The organism is Methylobacter tundripaludum SV96 (assembly GCF_000190755.2).
Lineage (GTDB): Bacteria > Pseudomonadota > Gammaproteobacteria > Methylococcales > Methylomonadaceae > Methylobacter_A > Methylobacter_A tundripaludum.
The window spans coordinates 1,024,745-1,040,634 of the sequence record NZ_JH109153.1 but is presented as its reverse complement, the minus strand read 5'-3'; the positions used below and the strand labels follow the sequence as shown (position 1 = coordinate 1,040,634).

General features: G+C 49.5%; 9 protein-coding genes. 6 read left to right on the top strand and 3 right to left on the bottom strand.

The annotated features are described in order from the left end of the window. Positions 1 to 456 precede the first annotated feature (456 nt). The 6 genes from METTU_RS17380 (at position 457) to METTU_RS17355 (ending at position 12,304) form a co-directional block, all read left to right on the top strand. Positions 457 to 2,799 (top strand): alpha/beta fold hydrolase, encoded by a 2,343-nt coding sequence (locus METTU_RS17380; protein ID WP_006893155.1) that lies wholly within the window; start codon positions 457 to 459, stop codon positions 2,797 to 2,799. 235 nt (positions 2,800 to 3,034) lie between these two features. After that, on the top strand, positions 3,035 to 4,174 hold the full coding sequence (locus METTU_RS17375; RefSeq protein WP_006893154.1) for a thiolase family protein: 1,140 nt from the start codon (positions 3,035 to 3,037) through the stop codon (positions 4,172 to 4,174). After that, positions 4,174 to 6,513: a 3-hydroxyacyl-CoA dehydrogenase/enoyl-CoA hydratase family protein gene (locus METTU_RS17370; RefSeq protein ID WP_006893153.1), complete on the top strand. Its 2,340-nt coding sequence runs from the start codon at positions 4,174 to 4,176 to the stop codon at positions 6,511 to 6,513. The genes METTU_RS17375 and METTU_RS17370 overlap by 1 nt, the downstream gene beginning before the upstream one ends. Before the next feature lie 551 nt (positions 6,514 to 7,064). Further along, entirely contained in the window at positions 7,065 to 9,521 is a 2,457-nt protein-coding gene (locus METTU_RS17365) for an acyl-CoA dehydrogenase (RefSeq protein ID WP_006893152.1), read from the top strand. 74 nt (positions 9,522 to 9,595) lie between these two features. Then, positions 9,596 to 11,509, top strand: coding sequence for an LTA synthase family protein (locus METTU_RS17360; RefSeq protein WP_006893151.1), 1,914 nt, complete (start codon positions 9,596 to 9,598; stop codon positions 11,507 to 11,509). A gap of 81 nt (positions 11,510 to 11,590) precedes the next feature. Continuing rightward, positions 11,591 to 12,304 carry a DUF1003 domain-containing protein gene (locus METTU_RS17355; protein ID WP_006893150.1) on the top strand — a complete coding sequence of 238 codons (714 nt, stop codon included), beginning with the start codon at positions 11,591 to 11,593 and terminating at the stop codon, positions 12,302 to 12,304. A 154-nt stretch (positions 12,305 to 12,458) separates the two neighbouring features. Here METTU_RS17355 and METTU_RS17350 read toward each other — a convergent pair whose 3' ends face one another. The 3 genes from METTU_RS17350 to lhgO all read right to left on the bottom strand — a co-directional run bounded on the left by METTU_RS17350 (position 12,459) and on the right by lhgO (position 15,882). Further along, complete coding sequence (locus tag METTU_RS17350) at positions 12,459 to 13,700, bottom strand: porin family protein (protein WP_006893148.1); 1,242 nt, start codon at positions 13,698 to 13,700, stop codon at positions 12,459 to 12,461. A 16-nt stretch (positions 13,701 to 13,716) separates the two neighbouring features. Further along, on the bottom strand, positions 13,717 to 14,316 hold the full coding sequence (locus METTU_RS17345) for a polysaccharide biosynthesis/export family protein (RefSeq protein WP_006893147.1): 600 nt from the start codon (positions 14,314 to 14,316) through the stop codon (positions 13,717 to 13,719). 369 nt (positions 14,317 to 14,685) lie between these two features. Next, positions 14,686 to 15,882, bottom strand: coding sequence for an L-2-hydroxyglutarate oxidase (lhgO, locus tag METTU_RS17340; protein ID WP_006893146.1), 1,197 nt, complete (start codon positions 15,880 to 15,882; stop codon positions 14,686 to 14,688). Between the last annotated feature and the right edge of the window lie 8 nt (positions 15,883 to 15,890).

The window sequence follows — 15,890 nt, the reverse complement described above, 5'->3', positions numbered from 1 at the left end:
TCTGCGTTAAATACAGAAAAATTTTACTCGTATAACCTGGATAAATAATTCTGAACAGGGCAAAGGGATATTGTAAGCTATAACGTTGATAATACGTGGCAAAAACTGACGCGTATTTAGCGTAGCCATTTTCAGCGTTTGCGCGGCGTTGTCGGTGGTACGATTGGAAGCGGTAGGGAATCTATGCGGCGTTGACTTCATCGCCACCGGGCCAACCTCCAAAGCGGTGGACCTATAGTCAATCTATTAAGTTTTTTCAGTAGATATATCGTCTCGTTCCAATATAGCTAACACTACAGATAAGGGGTATCATCGGGTTAGCTTGCAGAGTGGTAAAAAATCTCAGGCCGATAATTTTACAGTTACCCCATAGCTTTCAGAGCGGGTTATACTGAAAATGTGAGTTTGACACAATGGTGATTTCCTAGACTTCTACCTTTAGACAAAGAAGGTGACATGAATAAAACACCTTACCCCGATGACTGGCCTGATATAGATACCAAGCTCTACAACAGGTCGGTCAAGTTGTTTAACGCCGTCAAAAACATGCTGAGCGTCAAGCTTGATCTGCACGCCGATCCACAGGTTTTGGAAGGCGACATCTTTTTATTTAATCATTTTTCCCGGTTTGAAACGTTCATACCGCAGTTTCTTATTTACGAGAAAACCGGGGCTTACAGTTGTTCCATTGCCTCTGCGGAATTCTTTCAAGAAGACAATGTACTGTCGCGGTATTTAAAACACGTTGGTGTTTTTCCTCACAACCATGCCCGACTGTTTGCGTTGCTGGCAGGGCATATTCTGCGCGGTCGTAAAGTCATTATTTTTCCTGAAGGCGGCATGGTAAAAGACCGGCGGGTTATCGACAAACGCGGTCATTACAGCATTTACTCACGGGTCACCGGCAACCGGCGCAAATTGCACACGGGGCCTGCTGTTTTGGCGCAGGGCTTGGAAACCTTTAAAGCGGCTATCCGTCACGCCCATAGTCAAAACGATGTTGCGCTGCTTCGGCAATGGAAAGATGCTTTGCAAATCGACAGTATCGATCAGCTGATAGCCGTAGCGAATAAACCGACGCTGATGGTTCCTGCCAATATTACTTTTTATCCGATTCGTTCCTCTGAAAACCTGTTGTTTAAAAGCGTTGAGCTGTTTTCTAATGGCCTGAGTTTGCGGCAGTCCGAGGAATTGCTGATTGAAGGCAATATTATGCTCAAGAATACCGATATGGATATACGCATGGGTAACCCTGTCGATCCTTGTGGGGCCTGGGGTTGGCGAACCCGTTATCTGATGAACAAGGTTATTCCGGAAATTAACACGATAGACGATGTTTTTACGCTGAATTCCAGGCCTAAAAACTGGAGGCAGCGTTTACTGGGATCGTATTTTATAAAAAATGCCCAATGTTCCCGCGATCGATACATGGAAGGTATTTATGCCAATGTTACTATCAATTTAAGTCATCTGGCGGCAACGCTGATCATGCATTACGTCGGTCAGGGACGGATGTATATCGAGAAACACAAGTTTTACAGTATTTTGTATATTGCTATCAAACACTTGCAAAACAACACGGTAATTCATCTGCATCGAAGCCTGCTTAATCCCGATGATTATAGCGACCTGTTTAAGGCGGCTAACAAGCGTTTCGATTATTTCATGTGCGTCGCAAAAGACGCCGGTCTGATCAAGGAGGATGAAAATTACTACCGGTTTTTGCCCAAACTTTGTGTCGAATCCGACTTTGACACCATCCGCCTGGAAAATCCGATTGCTGTTTACAACAACGAAGCCGCGCCTCAGCATACCGTTCGCGATACCCTGATTGATGCGATAGGCGAATGCTCAAATGCCGATAAAGACAAATTGGCCGCCTGGCATTTTGAAGATGAATGCCGCACTTTGGCATGGGAAAAGCAGGCTTACTCTAAACCTTTGTTTGGCGACATCAGCTATGAAGAAGCGGCGGTTGCCGATCCTTCGCCTTTTTTCATCCAGCCGGAACTTGCCAACGGCTTCGGCGTTTTGCTGGTTCACGGATTGCTCGCCAGCCCCGCTGAATTAAGAGCTTATGGTGAATACCTGGTTAAACAAGGTTACACGGTATTGGGTGTTCGGCTGAAAGGCCACGGCACATCGCCTTATGCGTTGCGCGACCAGAGCTGGGAAGATTGGTATCGTTGCGTGCAACGGGGTTTCAATATACTCAAGGTGCATTGTTCGCGTATTCTTGTTGTCGGTTTTTCCACGGGCGGCGCATTGGCGTTAAAACTGGCCACTGAACACTACCCTGAAATGATCGGCGTTATTGCCGTTTCGGTGCCGTTAAAGTTCGTTAATCCGGCTTTTATGTTGGTGCCGTTACTGCATGGCACCAACAAGCTGGTCGCTTGGGTTTCGGCTTTTGAAGGCGTAAAGCCGTTTATTGATAACGAACCGGAACACCCCGGCATTAACTATCGCAATACGCCGGTCAGGGCGCTTTATGAGCTGAGGCTGTTAATCGCACAGCTTGATGAATTGCTGCCGCAGATTAGCCTGCCTGTGCTGATTATGTATGGTGATGAGGATCCTATTGTCTCTCCCAAAGGCGCGCCGATCCTTATGGCTAAACTCGGTTCCAAACATAAGCAAATCCACGCCATTAAATCCCAGCGCCACGGTATTTTAATGGAAAATATCGGCGGCGCTTGGCGTGTGATTGATGACTTTTTGAACGAGTTAAGCGCCCTACACAATGTCACGTTTAACATTTTTAATTCACCACGAAGGCACGAAGAACACGAAGATTGAAAGCATTAGGATTGCTCATTCCCACGCACCGAGTGGGAATGCAGTTTAGGCGCGTTGCGCCCCGCGGTAGCCCGTAGCGCGGGCTGTTGGGGTTTCACTTGAGTCTATGGGGATCAGGAGAAAAGGTGATTAAAAGTCTTTTTATTCACCACGAAGACACGAAGTTTTTACCTTGATTTTTTCTTCGTGACCTTCGTGTCTTCGTGGTGAAAACAACAAATATGGGGGCAGTAAAATGAAAAATGTAGTTATCGCAGGATATTGCAGGTCGCCTTTCACTCCGGCGCAAAAAGGCCAATTGGCTAAAGTCAGGCCGGATGATCTTGTCGCACAGGTCATCAAAGGCTTAATCCATGATACCGGTGTTAATCCGGGAGATATTGAAGATTTAATTTTAGGCTGCGCCTTCCCGGAAGGCGAACAGGGCATGAATCTGGCGCGATTAATCGTTCATCTTGCCGAGTTGCCTATGACCATAGCCGGCACTACCATTAATCGTTTTTGCGGCTCCTCAATGCAGGCCATACATAATGCGGCAGGCGCGATTCAAATGAATGCCGGTGAGGTGTTTATCTGCGCCGGTGTTGAGTCCATGAGCCGGGTTCCGATGGGCGGCTTTAATTACCTGCCCAACCCCGGTCTTTATAAAGCCTATCCTCAAGCCTATATCGGCATGGGTGAGACGGCGGAGAATCTGGCCTTGCAATATCATATCGACCGCTTGGCCCAGGAAACTTTCGCCGTAGCCAGCCAGCAAAAAGCGGGCGCGGCCCAGCAAAACGGCTTGTTCGCCACTGAAATTATTCCCATTAAACGCGCTGACGGCGAGACCGTTCAATACGACGGCTGCATCAGGGCGGACTCCACGCTTCAGGCATTAGCCGAATTGCCACCGGCCTTCCTTAAAAACGGCAGCGTTACTGCCGGAACCTCCTCACCATTAACCGATGGCGCTGCCGCGGTGCTGGTGTGCAGTGAGAAATATGCAGACCTTCACGGTTTGGAAAAACTTGCCCGTATCAGGGCTATCGCAGTATCCGGTTGTGCGCCCGAAATTATGGGCATAGGACCGGTCAGCGCCACCCATAAAGCCTTGAAACGGGCCGGTTTGACCTTACAGAATATCGACATCGTTGAGCTGAACGAAGCCTTTGCCGCGCAATCTTTGGCGGTATTAAAAGAGTTGCCGATTTCGCTGGAAAAGTTGAATCTGGACGGGGGTGCGATTGCTTTAGGCCATCCGTTGGGCGCGTCAGGCGCCAGAATTACCGGTAAAGCCGCCAGCCTGCTGAAACGGGAAAACAAGCAGTTTGCTCTCGCCACCCAATGTATCGGCGGCGGGCAGGGCATAGCGACTATTTTGGAGGCTATCTAATGGACATCAAAAAAGTCGCGGTGATTGGCGCGGGGGTCATGGGCGCCGGTATCGCCGCCCATATCGCCAACGCCGGTATTCCCGTCTATTTGCTGGATATCGTGCCTACCCTTCGACCGGGCTCAGGGCAATCGGGTGTTGATAACCGGAACAGCATTGCCGAATCAGCCATTGCCAAGCTGCTTAAAGCCGAGCCCGCCGCATTCATGCATAAGAACTATGCCCGTTTGGTGACTCCCGGCAACATTGAAGACCATCTTGACTGGGTGGGGGACGTTGACTGGGTGATTGAAGCGGTGCTTGAAAACCCGGCCATCAAGCAGGAACTTTACCGGAAACTGGATAACATCTGCGGCCCCGATACCCTGATTTCATCGAATACCTCGACTTTGCCGTTGAAACTGCTGGCCCGCGACATGCCGGACAGCTTCAAACAGCGCTTCATGATCACTCATTTTTTTAATCCGCCCCGCTATATGCGCCTGCTGGAACTGGTTTCAGGTGCCGCGACCCGGCCGGAACTGGTTGCGGCCGTCAGCCGTTTTGCCGACACTCATCTGGGTAAAGACAGCGTTATCTGCAAGGATACGCCGGGATTTATCGGCAACCGCATCGGTATTTACTGGCTGCAATGCGGGCTGCTGGAAGCGATCAAGCTGGGTTTGACCGTGGAGCAGGCCGATGCGGTGATGTCGGCGCCGTTTGGCATACCGAAAACCGGCATATTCGGGTTGCTGGATTTGGTCGGGCTCGATTTGATTCCGCATATTTTGGGCGGGATGAAACTGGCTTTACCCAAGGAAGATGCCTTTCATCAGGTCAATTTTCTGCCCGAACTGGTTCAGACCATGATAGCGGACGGTTACACAGGCAGGAAAGGCAAGGGCGGTTTTTATCGTTTGAACGAAACAGGCGGAAAGCGCGTCAAGGAATCCATTAACCTGCAAACCGGCGGTTATCAGCCTAGCGAAAAATTCGCCTTGCCGGAGGTAGCCAAAACGCAGGATGAGTTAAGAGTTTTTTTGTCCGGCGATGACGCCCTCTGTCGTTTTGCCTGGCAAGTGTTATCCAACACTTTGGTTTATAGCGCCAGCCTGATTCCAGAAATTGCCGATGACATTGTTGCCGTCGATACCGCGATGCGTCTGGGGTATAACTGGAAATTCGGGCCGTTCGAGCTGCTGGATCGGATCGGCGTGGATTGGTTTGTTGATCGATTGCTTGCGAAAAACCGTGATGTGCCACCGTTGCTGGCAAGTCGTCACCGCCTGTACAAGATCGATTCAGGCAAGCGGTCGTTTGTCGATTTGTCCGGCAATTATCAGACTGTCCGCCGAACAGACGGTGTCCTGCTGTTAGCCGATATTAAATTGTCGGCTCCGGCGATACTGGAAAACCCGTCGGCCAGTCTGTGGGATATTGGCGACGGCGTTGCCTGCCTGGAATTTCACAGCAAAATGAATACGCTGGATATGGATAGTCTGACGTTGGTTCGGCAAAGCGTCGAAAAGGTCAAAACCGATTTTTCCGCATTAGTCATCCATAATGATGCCGACAATTTTTCGGCTGGGGCTAATTTGACTTTACTGGTGCAGGCCATCCACAGCCAGGACTGGCCTGCGGTAGGGCAATTGATCAAACAGGGGCAACAGACGTATAAAGCATTGAAGTATGCGCCGTTCCCGGTGGTCGGCGCGCCTTCAGGATTGGCTCTGGGCGGCGGTTGCGAAATCCTGCTGCATTGCGATGCGATTCAGGCGCATGCAGAACTGTATATCGGTCTGGTCGAAGTGGGCGTGGGTCTGGTTCCGGGTTGGGGCGGGTGCAAGGAATATCTGCGCCGCTGGCTGGAGTTTGCGAGACGTCCCGGCGGCCCGATGCCGGGCATTGCCCAGGCTTTTGAAACGATCGGCATGGCCAAGGTATCCAAATCGGCGGCGGAAGCCAAGGAGATGCTGTTTTTGTCCACCACCGACGGCATTACCATGAACAAAGACCGTTTATTGGCTGACGCCAAATCCAAAGCGTTACGGCTGGTGCCGGGTTATATGCCGCCTAAATCCAGTAGTTATCAATTGCCGGGAGCCAGCGCCAGAGCTGCAATGGATGTTGCAATCAACAACTTAAAGATGGCTGGAAAAATAACGGATTATGACGTGGAAATTTCGCAGCAATTGGCGGACGTGCTCAGCGGCGGCCAGTGCGACATCACAGAGCCGCTGACCGAAGACGGTTTGTTAAATCTGGAGTTGAACGCGTTTTTGCATTTAGTTCAACAGCCGGGCACTCTGGCTAGGCTGGAGCATCTTCTTAAAACAGGTAAGCCTTTACGTAATTGATATTACGCAATGACTAAGAAATTTTCACCACGAACGACTGCATGGATGCAGGAGGTAGAGCACCAACAGTAGGCGCTTTAAGCGACGCAAGGAGCAGTTGCCGAGACACGAAGAACACGAAGGATTAAATAATTAAGTTTAGAAAAATTAGTTGAATTTTCTCGTTTCCACTCGCTAAGTCTCGTTTTATGCGATGTACATTTGACCGTGATTCGCGGCGTAGCGGGCCTTCACTGCGTTTCCACGTAGCGCGCTCATCGTTATACACAAGTATCTGCGAGCTGTCGCCATTCCGACAGTTCCTTACCTGGCGGTAGGCGGAAAACAGGCCGATATACAGACCTTCCAGGTTTTTAAAACCTGGAAGGTCTAAGTGGCAACGATCTGAACAGGCGGGACGTTTCGAACGGAGCCAAAGGCGCGCACGGCACGCCCTACGTTGTCTCACAGACACTTGCGTATAACGATGAGCGTAGCGCGTGGGAACGAGGTGACTTCGTGGTGTCTTTATATGTTTGTTTAACATCAGTAATTAACTTAAGGAACATCCCATGATCTGGTTAATCGCATTACTCATTCTCGTCGGTGTTTTGGCTTATGGCCGGGCGTCTCTACGCTGGACTACGCTGGTTTTGTTCGGATGGTTAGGGCTTTATTCGATGGCGAAAGGGGGCGGCAACTTTGTACTTTTGTTATGGGTTGTTTTCGATGCTGTTTTTATCCCGCTCAATGTTCCGGCTATCCGCAAAAGATTATTCAGCCGCGTGATTTTCAAGATCATGAAAAAAATGTTGCCGCAAATGTCGCAAACCGAACGCGAAGCGCTGGAAGCGGGCAATACTTGGTGGGATGCCGAATTGTTTTCCGGCAATCCCGACTGGAAAGTCTTGCTGGATTTGCCCGTCGCAAAACTGACCGCCGAAGAGCAGGCCTTCATCGACGGTCCTGTAGAGACCTTGTGCAGTATGCTGGATGACTGGGACATTACCCACAATCGCCGCGATCTGCCGGTCGAAGTCTGGGACTATATCAAGGGGCATAAATTCTGCGGCATGATTATTCCCAAACGCTACGGCGGTCTGGAGTTCGGCGAGTACGCGCATTCCGAAATCGTGATGAAAATTTCCAGCCGCAGCAGCACTGCCGCCGTCACGGTCATGGTGCCCAATTCCTTAGGTCCCGCCAAGTTACTGCTGGCTTACGGCACCGAGCAGCAGAAAAATCATTATCTGCCGCGTCTGGCAACAGGCGAGGAAATCCCCGCGTTTGCGCTGACGGGCCCCCATGCAGGCAGTGATGCGGGAGCCATGCCCGATACCGGCGTGATCTGCTACGGCAAATTCGAAGGCCAGGACAAAGTGCTGGGCATACGTCTCAATTGGGAAAAACGCTACATCACCTTAGGTCCGGTCGCCACGGTGCTGGGTCTGGCATTCAAGCTTTACGACCCGGAACACCTGATCGGCGAAAAGGAAAACATCGGCATTACCGTCGCGCTGATTCCGACCGATACTCAAGGTGTTTCTATCGGCAGGCGCCACTTTCCGCTGGATTCGGCATTCCAGAACGGACCGAACTGGGGCAAGGACGTGTTTATTCCGGTGGACTGGATCATCGGCGGCGTCGATCAGGTCGGCAACGGCTGGAAGATGCTGATGCAATGTCTTGCTACCGGCAGGGCAGTGTCGTTGCCGGCGCTCAGCACCGGCGCGGCAAAAATGGCCAGCCGCAATACCGGCGCTTATGCCCGTATCCGCAAGCAATTCAACCTGCCGATCGGCGAGTTTGAAGGCATTGAAGAGCCGCTGTCGCGCATCGCCGGTGAAACCTATATTATCGATGCCGCGCGCAAAGTGACCGCCGCCGCTCTGGACGACGGACAGAAGCCGTCGGTTATTTCCGCCATTATCAAATACGAGCTGACCGAAAGAATGCGCCGGGTCATTAACGACGCAATGGACATACAAGGCGGTTCCGGTATTTGCCTGGGGCCTAAAAACTATCTCGGGCGAATGTACCAGGTGATTCCGGTCAGTATTACCGTCGAAGGCGCCAATATCCTGACCCGCACTATGATGATTTTCGGCCAGGGCGCGGTGCGTTGTCATCCTTACATCCAGAGGGAGATGGAAGCTCTAGGCCAGGAAAATCCCGAGCTGGCTTTGCAGCAGTTTGATGGAGTGTTGTTTGAGCATATCGGTTCGGTGCTGCATAATCTGGCGGCAGGTTTTTGGTTGGGACTCAGCAATGCCCGCTTTGTCGATGTGCCGGGCGATCAGGATACCCAAGGTTATTTCCGGCAGATTGCCAGGCTCAGCGTCGGCTTTGCGCTGGTCGCAGATTTTGCGTTGCTGACGCTGGGCGGTTCGCTTAAACGCAAGGAACGGCTCTCCGGGCGCTTTGCCGATGTCCTGAGTAATCTTTATTTGTGCTCCTGTGTGCTGAAACATTATCAGGATCAGGGACGTCAGCAAGACGACCTACCGTTGCTGCATTGGGCTTGCCAACAAACGCTGCACCGCGCCCAGCAATCCTTGTTGGCTATTTTTCACACCTTGCCTATGCGCTTTCCGGCTTATCTGTTAAGAGCTGTGCTTTTCCCCGGCGGCAAACCCTACTCACCGCCGGCCGACCATTTGATTCACCAGACGGCGGCTTTGCTGCTGAAAAATTCTCCGGCTCGAAATCGCCTGACCCACGGTATCTACATCAACCATAAGCCCGATGATGTGACCGGCAGAATTGAAGTCGCCTTTCAGGCCGTGTTTGCCGCGACGCATGTGGAAACCAAAATTCAGACCGCACAAAAGCAAAAACAGCTGCCGAAAGGCGCGATTCTGGATGTGCTGGATGCGGCGATCAGCAAGGCCATTATCAGCAAAAAAGAAGCCGAGTTGATAGTGGATGCTGAAAAGGCTCGGTTTACAGCCATTAGCGTGGATGATTTTAGCCCTGAGCAATTAAGTAGCGTTGGTGTTAAAATGCAAAGCAATCGGAACACTATTTAATTTATTAAATTGAGTGGCACTAAAGGGCGACTTCGGTCGCCCTTTATTTTTTATTTTTTCAGGAAACGACTCAAATGAGCGTAAACGCATTGTTTTCAAGATCACGGTTCACTATTGTGCTGCTGTTTTTATTGATTAATTTAGGTACTTTTGCATTGCTAAGAGTAGCCTTGCTGATCAAACAACTGGTCGACATCGACACGCCGATTTACCAGATAGCGCTGGCTTTCCTGATAGGGATGGTTCATGACCTGGCTTTTTTCAGTTACTTGTTAATCCCTTTCGTTCTGTATTTGCTGGTGCTGCCCAATCGTATTTACCAAAGCAAAATCCATAAAATAATCAGTTTTTCGGTCTTTATTGTCTGTTTATACGGCCTGTTTTTTATCGAGTTATCGGAATGGACATTCTGGGATGAATTCGGGGTCAGGTTTAATTTTATTGCCGTTGATTACCTGATTTATACTCATGAGGTGGTCAGCAATATCATTGAATCCTATCCTCTGGGATGGTTGCTCTCAGGTATTTTAGCCATTACCGCGATTTGTTTTTTGCTGGTAAGAAAAACTCTGTCGCGTACGTTTAATGCCGAGGAGTCGTTTTTGTCCCGGTTGAAAATTACCGGTGTCTTGCTGCTGTTGCCGGTTATAAGTTACGCCGCTGTCGATTCGACATGGTACCAGTTTTCAACTAATACCTATCTTAATGAATTGGCCGCCAATGGCCCTTATCAGTTCTTTTCTGCGTTTCGAAATAATGAATTGGATTACCGGCACTTTTACAAGGTGGGCGATGACCGGCAGCTATCCAGCGTGATCAAAAAACAACTGGGTGCCGAGGATGCATCTGGAGATTTATATGACATCAAACGCATGATTAAACCGGCAGGCGAAGAAAAACGCCTGAATGTCGTTTTAATTACCGTCGAGAGCTTAAGTGCCGATTTCTTGGCAACCTTCGGCAATAAAGAGAATATCACGCCGTACATGGATGAATGGTTTAAAGAGGGATTATTGTTTACCAATTTCTACGCGACCGGCACCCGCACCATCAGAGGCCTTGAATCCTTAACCTTGTCCATTCCGCCCACGCCCGGCCAAGCCATTGTCAAACGACCCGATAACGGCAATCTATTCAGCTTTGGCCGAGTCTTACAGCAAAAGGGCTATGACACCGCGTTTTTATACGGGGGGCGGGGTTATTTTGACAATATGAACGCGTTTTATTCCGGCAACGGTTACCGCATCGTTGACCAAACCGATTTCACCCCGGAGGAAATAACCTTTACCAATGCCTGGGGCGTTTCCGATGACATCATTTTTAACCGTACTATCAAAGAAGCCGATCAGGATTTTAAAAACAACAAGCCGTTCTTCTTTCAGATCATGACCACCAGCAATCATCGTCCTTACAGCTATCCGGAAGGAAAAATTGATCTTCCCTCAGGCAGCGGTCGACAAGGTGCGGTTAAGTATACCGATTATGCAATACATCAATTTATCGAGCAGGCTAAAACCAAACCCTGGTTTGATAATACCGTATTCGTGATGGTGGCGGACCACTGCGCCGGTAGCGCGCGCAAAACCGAGCTGCCCGTGGATAAATACCATATCCCTTTGTTTATCTATGCGCCCAAACATGTACCGGCAACAAGAAACGACATCGTGTCCAGCCAGATTGATGTCGCCCCAACCGTGCTTGGTTTTTTAAACCTCAACTATGAAAGCCAGTTTTATGGGCGCGATATTATGCAGATGCACAAAGACGAGGGCAGGGCATTGGTTAGTAATTACCAGAAACTGGGCTTGTTTAAAGGCAATAAACTGGTGTACTTGTCGCCTCAACAAAAGGTCGATGTGATTGACGATCCGTTAGGCGCGCACAAACAGCTGGATATGGATGCAGCCGCCTCACTGGTTACGGAAAACATGGCTTATTACCAGTCGGCGGATTATATTTGGTCGCATCGGCTGAGCAGGTATCAGTAACAATATGAGAGTGTGTGCCACATAACTAAGCAGTGCGTGGCATTACATTTTTGTACGGGCTGAGGTGATTTGGAGGTTGTGATGGAGTACCAAAAACATCGAAAAGCTAGTTGCGCAGTCTGTGGAAAAACGTTTCTCTGCAAAGATTTGCTTTCCGGAGACGTGGTTCGTGAATCGATTGCGAATCAAATACGCATGGATGTGCCGAATTGGTCTTCCGATAGCTTTATTTGCTTATCGGATATAGGGCGGTATCGGAGTCAATATGTTCATTCATTACTCGAAACAGAAAACGGAGAGCTTACATCGCTTGAGAAGGAGGTGCTTGATAGTCTTAGTGAGCATGAACTTCTTTCAAAAAATATAGAAATGGAATTTGAGCAGGTTTGGACGTTTGGCGAACGTTTGGCTGACCGGATCGCCAGCTTTGGAGGGAGTTGGAGATTCTTAATTATATTCTTTGTTTTTCTCATGGCTTGGATTGCAGTGAACACGCTGGCGTTTCTAGATAAACCAGCTGATCCGTATCCGTTCATCCTGCTAAATCTGGTGCTATCGTGCATTGCTGCAATTCAAGCGCCGATTATTATGATGAGTCAAAATCGCCAGGAAGCGAAAGACCGGATTCGCTCGCAACACGACTATCAGGTTAATCTGAAGGCTGAACTGGAAATACGCCATCTCCATGAAAAAATTGACCATCTGCTTTCTCATCAATGGGAGCGTTTAGTGCAGATTCAAGAGATACAGCTTGAGCTATTGACTGAAATCAATCGAAAAAAATCGCGTAATTAATGCGCAAGGCTGCCGATGGATGTTGAAGGCGGCGATATTTATTCAAACCAGGTTTCAAATCAGGCTAACAATTATTTGCCCCAGAGGGCACTGAAGGCTAAGGCACGAAGAGTTAACTTGGCGGGCGCGCTATATGCCTGATCAGTGTAATGAGCTAACGGGAAGCTCGTATTCCATCCCAAGAATAGCCCAGTGAAAACATCACGGCGTTAGAATCACTGGTTCCCGCATTTAAATTGAAATTTTGCAAATTCTTGTCTTGCTGGTAATCCTGCCATCTGTAAACGTAGCTGCCCTTGAGTTTCCAGTTTTTCGCGAGCTCCCAGGCAATACCTGGAGCCACAGTGAAGTAGTTCCGATTAAATTGATTGGTTGAGTTATTGAATGATTGTCCGCCGATCGATTTACTGCGTGAATAATTACTTGTGAGATCCAGCAAAAGATGCTTGGTTAAATGGTATGAATAATTAGCGAAGGTGGAGCTGGTTTCCAGCGTTTGGCCGATGGCGCTCGGGTTAACTGCGTTGGAAAAACCGGTAGAGAATTGGGTTAGCTGAGTACTATAGCTTAAATTGATATTAGCGACACTACCCAAGGATAACGAAGAACTCTGACCTGATGTGCTATCCGAACTCAGCTGGGTATCAACCCACAATGGCCCTCCACCCGCGCTTATGGCCCAGTCGTGATTGATTTTGTAATTCGCACCCAGTTGAAAGCCAAACAGGTTTTGAGTCGATGCGTTCGGTTCAGTGTATTGGACATTGGAAAAAAAAAGTTTTTCATTTAGGGAAAGGCGTCGGTTCCATTCATGATTCCCGCCCAGGTTAACGGTATAGGTATCATTGCCGCTGAAACCGGTGCCAATATTTGAAGCGCTGCCGTTAAGTGAGTTGCTATAGCTTGTCTTGGAGTACGAAGTGCCCAGGGTCATCTGATCCCGGGGTGTCCACTGCCAAGTCCACGAGGGCGCCAAACGATAGTTTTCAGCCTGACTGGCCGGCACGAGCAATCCTGTATCCGTGATTTGTTGAGAATAGGAACAGCTAACGGCGTACCCGCCGCTTAAACTAAAAACACTACGCTTTGCCCGATAATCATTGTTCGAGCCTAGATTATAGCTATTACAATCCCAGCGTGAATCATCGTAACGACGAATATCGCCTCGGCCTTCTAAGGCAACGTCCAGCGCCCCCGTTTTTCTGGAGGCTTGTAAACTTGGCGCCAAAAGGTATCCGGCAACAGACTCTTTTCGAATAGTGCTCAAGGAAATATTATCGTCATAATGCAGCTGTTGTCCCAAGGAGCCTTTCAAAGCCCATTCGGCGGCAGCTACGTCTTTGCCGGGAACAATACAGGCTAGAACAAGCAGGGCTATGCTTTGGTTGCGGTACATGCTTTTCTGAAATAATTTAAGGCGCAACAATAGTATCGCCGCTTTGTAACAGAATATTCGATTCTATGTTTTCGCCGTCCTCCACATCGCCGTATTCGAAAGGAAAGGATCTGGTTTGACCGTCCGCTTGACGCCTCAAAACTATAATGCTGTTCTTTTTTGCAAATGCCGTTAAGCCGCCAGCCATGCTCAAGGCTTGCATCACATCCATGGGGCCTTTCATTACGAATTGCCCCGGATGGGCGACCTCGCCGGTGACATAAACAAGGTTGCCCTCTGCGGCAAGCAGCCTGACGTTTATTTCGGAGTCAGGGATAAATTTATCAAGGCGTTCCTGCAATAACCTGACCAGGTCTTCAGTCGTTTTACCGGCAGCGGGGACGTGTCCGACCAAGGGAAAAGAGATCGTGCCATCCGGCAGCACTACGACCTCCTGTTTCAGGTTTTCCTCTTGCCAAACGGTGATTTCCAGCTTGTCGCCAGGATTTAGGCGGTAAACACTGCCTGCCAGAGCGGAAGTCTGATTGGACAGCAAAAGTATGCAGCCGAAAAAAATCGCCCCGAGACTGCGACCATAATATGAAGGTATCAAACTCTTTAAGGTGAATGTATTCATAATCGTTGCGTTAATTCATTAAGTTGTTAACCAATAAGCTGAATTCGAAAGATTCCAATTCAGCATGCCATGACAGGATGTCAATGTTTCAGCAGCGGTGTATCCAATCGTAATAGCCTCGGCTTGGGCCGCTAGGCAGCGCAAGTGTTCGTCGAGGAACGAATCAAAATTTTCAACAATAAGTCTACCATTTTTGAAAGCAGGTAGAAGAGTTATTTCGTTCCCCAAGCCTACTGAATGGTAGCTTCTGCCTGCTTCACTCAGCACCGTTTTGACGCCCCATACACTCGCAGCCCTTTCGTTTTCGGTAGAGACAGGACCGAAATTTTGCTATTAGTGATTCCGAGTCGAATCTTTTTCATAACTGCCTCAAATCGGTAATTGATTAACGATGTGCTCGCCAATTGCCAGTGAAGCTGTAGCGGCAGGACTTGGCGCGTTAAGAACATGTAAGGCATCCTGACGGACTAGCAGATGGAAGTCATCCACGAAATCCCCTGTAGGCTTCATGGCTTGCGCGCGGACGCCCGCGCCGCCGGGTACAAGGTCAGATGCGCGGATGTCAGGTACAAGCTGTTGCAGCGCATGACAAAAGTGTATTTTGCTGAATGATTGGATCAGTTCTGTGCATGCCATAGCAGGGTATTTACGGAGAAAACGCCATAAGCCGGGGAAAAACAGCATATCCAGCATGTCACTGCCGTTAAATTTCGTTAATTGATAACCTTCGCGAGCAAAGGCGAGAACCGCATTCGGACCGGCCTCGATGCCGCCTTGAATCATCCGTGTGAAATGGACACCCAGGAACGGGAATTGCGGATTGGGTACGGGGTAAACCAGATTTTTCACCAGATGTTGGGCCTCAGGCTTGAGATTATAGTATTCGCCTCGAAATGGAATAATTCGTATATCTCGCTGTTCGCCCGCCTGCTTAGCCACGAGGTCGCAGTGCAACCCGGCGCAGTTGATCAGGAAATCGGCATCGAATTCCGCTGTCTGCGTGGTGGCGACCCACGCGCCGGCTTTGCGCTCAAGGCGTGTTACTTTGGCGCCTGTGATAATACGGCCTCCTCGTTCTTGAATGCGCAACGCCAGTCGATCGCAGACCTGTCGGTAATCGACAATGCCTTCTTCCGGCACATGCACGGCGGCGAGACCGTTGACATGCGGTTCGATTTTGCGCATTTCAGTGGTTTCGATTTTCCGTAATCCTTGTAGACCGTTGGCGATACCGCGCCGGAGTAATTCATCCAATCGCGGCAATTCTTCGGGAGTCACAGCCACCACGAGTTTGCCGCAGATTTCATGCGCGATACCTTCCTCTCGGCAAAATTTTGTCATTTGCCGGATGCCGGTTACGGCTAATTTAGCTTTGGCCGAACCGGGCGCATAATAGAGGCCTGCGTGTAACACGCCGCTGTTGTGCGTGCTCTGGTGCGCGCCGACGATGGTCTCTTTCTCAAGCAAGGTGATACTTGCCAGCGGGAATCGCTCCTGTAGCCGATAAGCAGTTGCCAAGCCGACCAAACCGCCGCCGACAAGGAGAAAAGATTTTCGTGTATCCATAGCGTTAT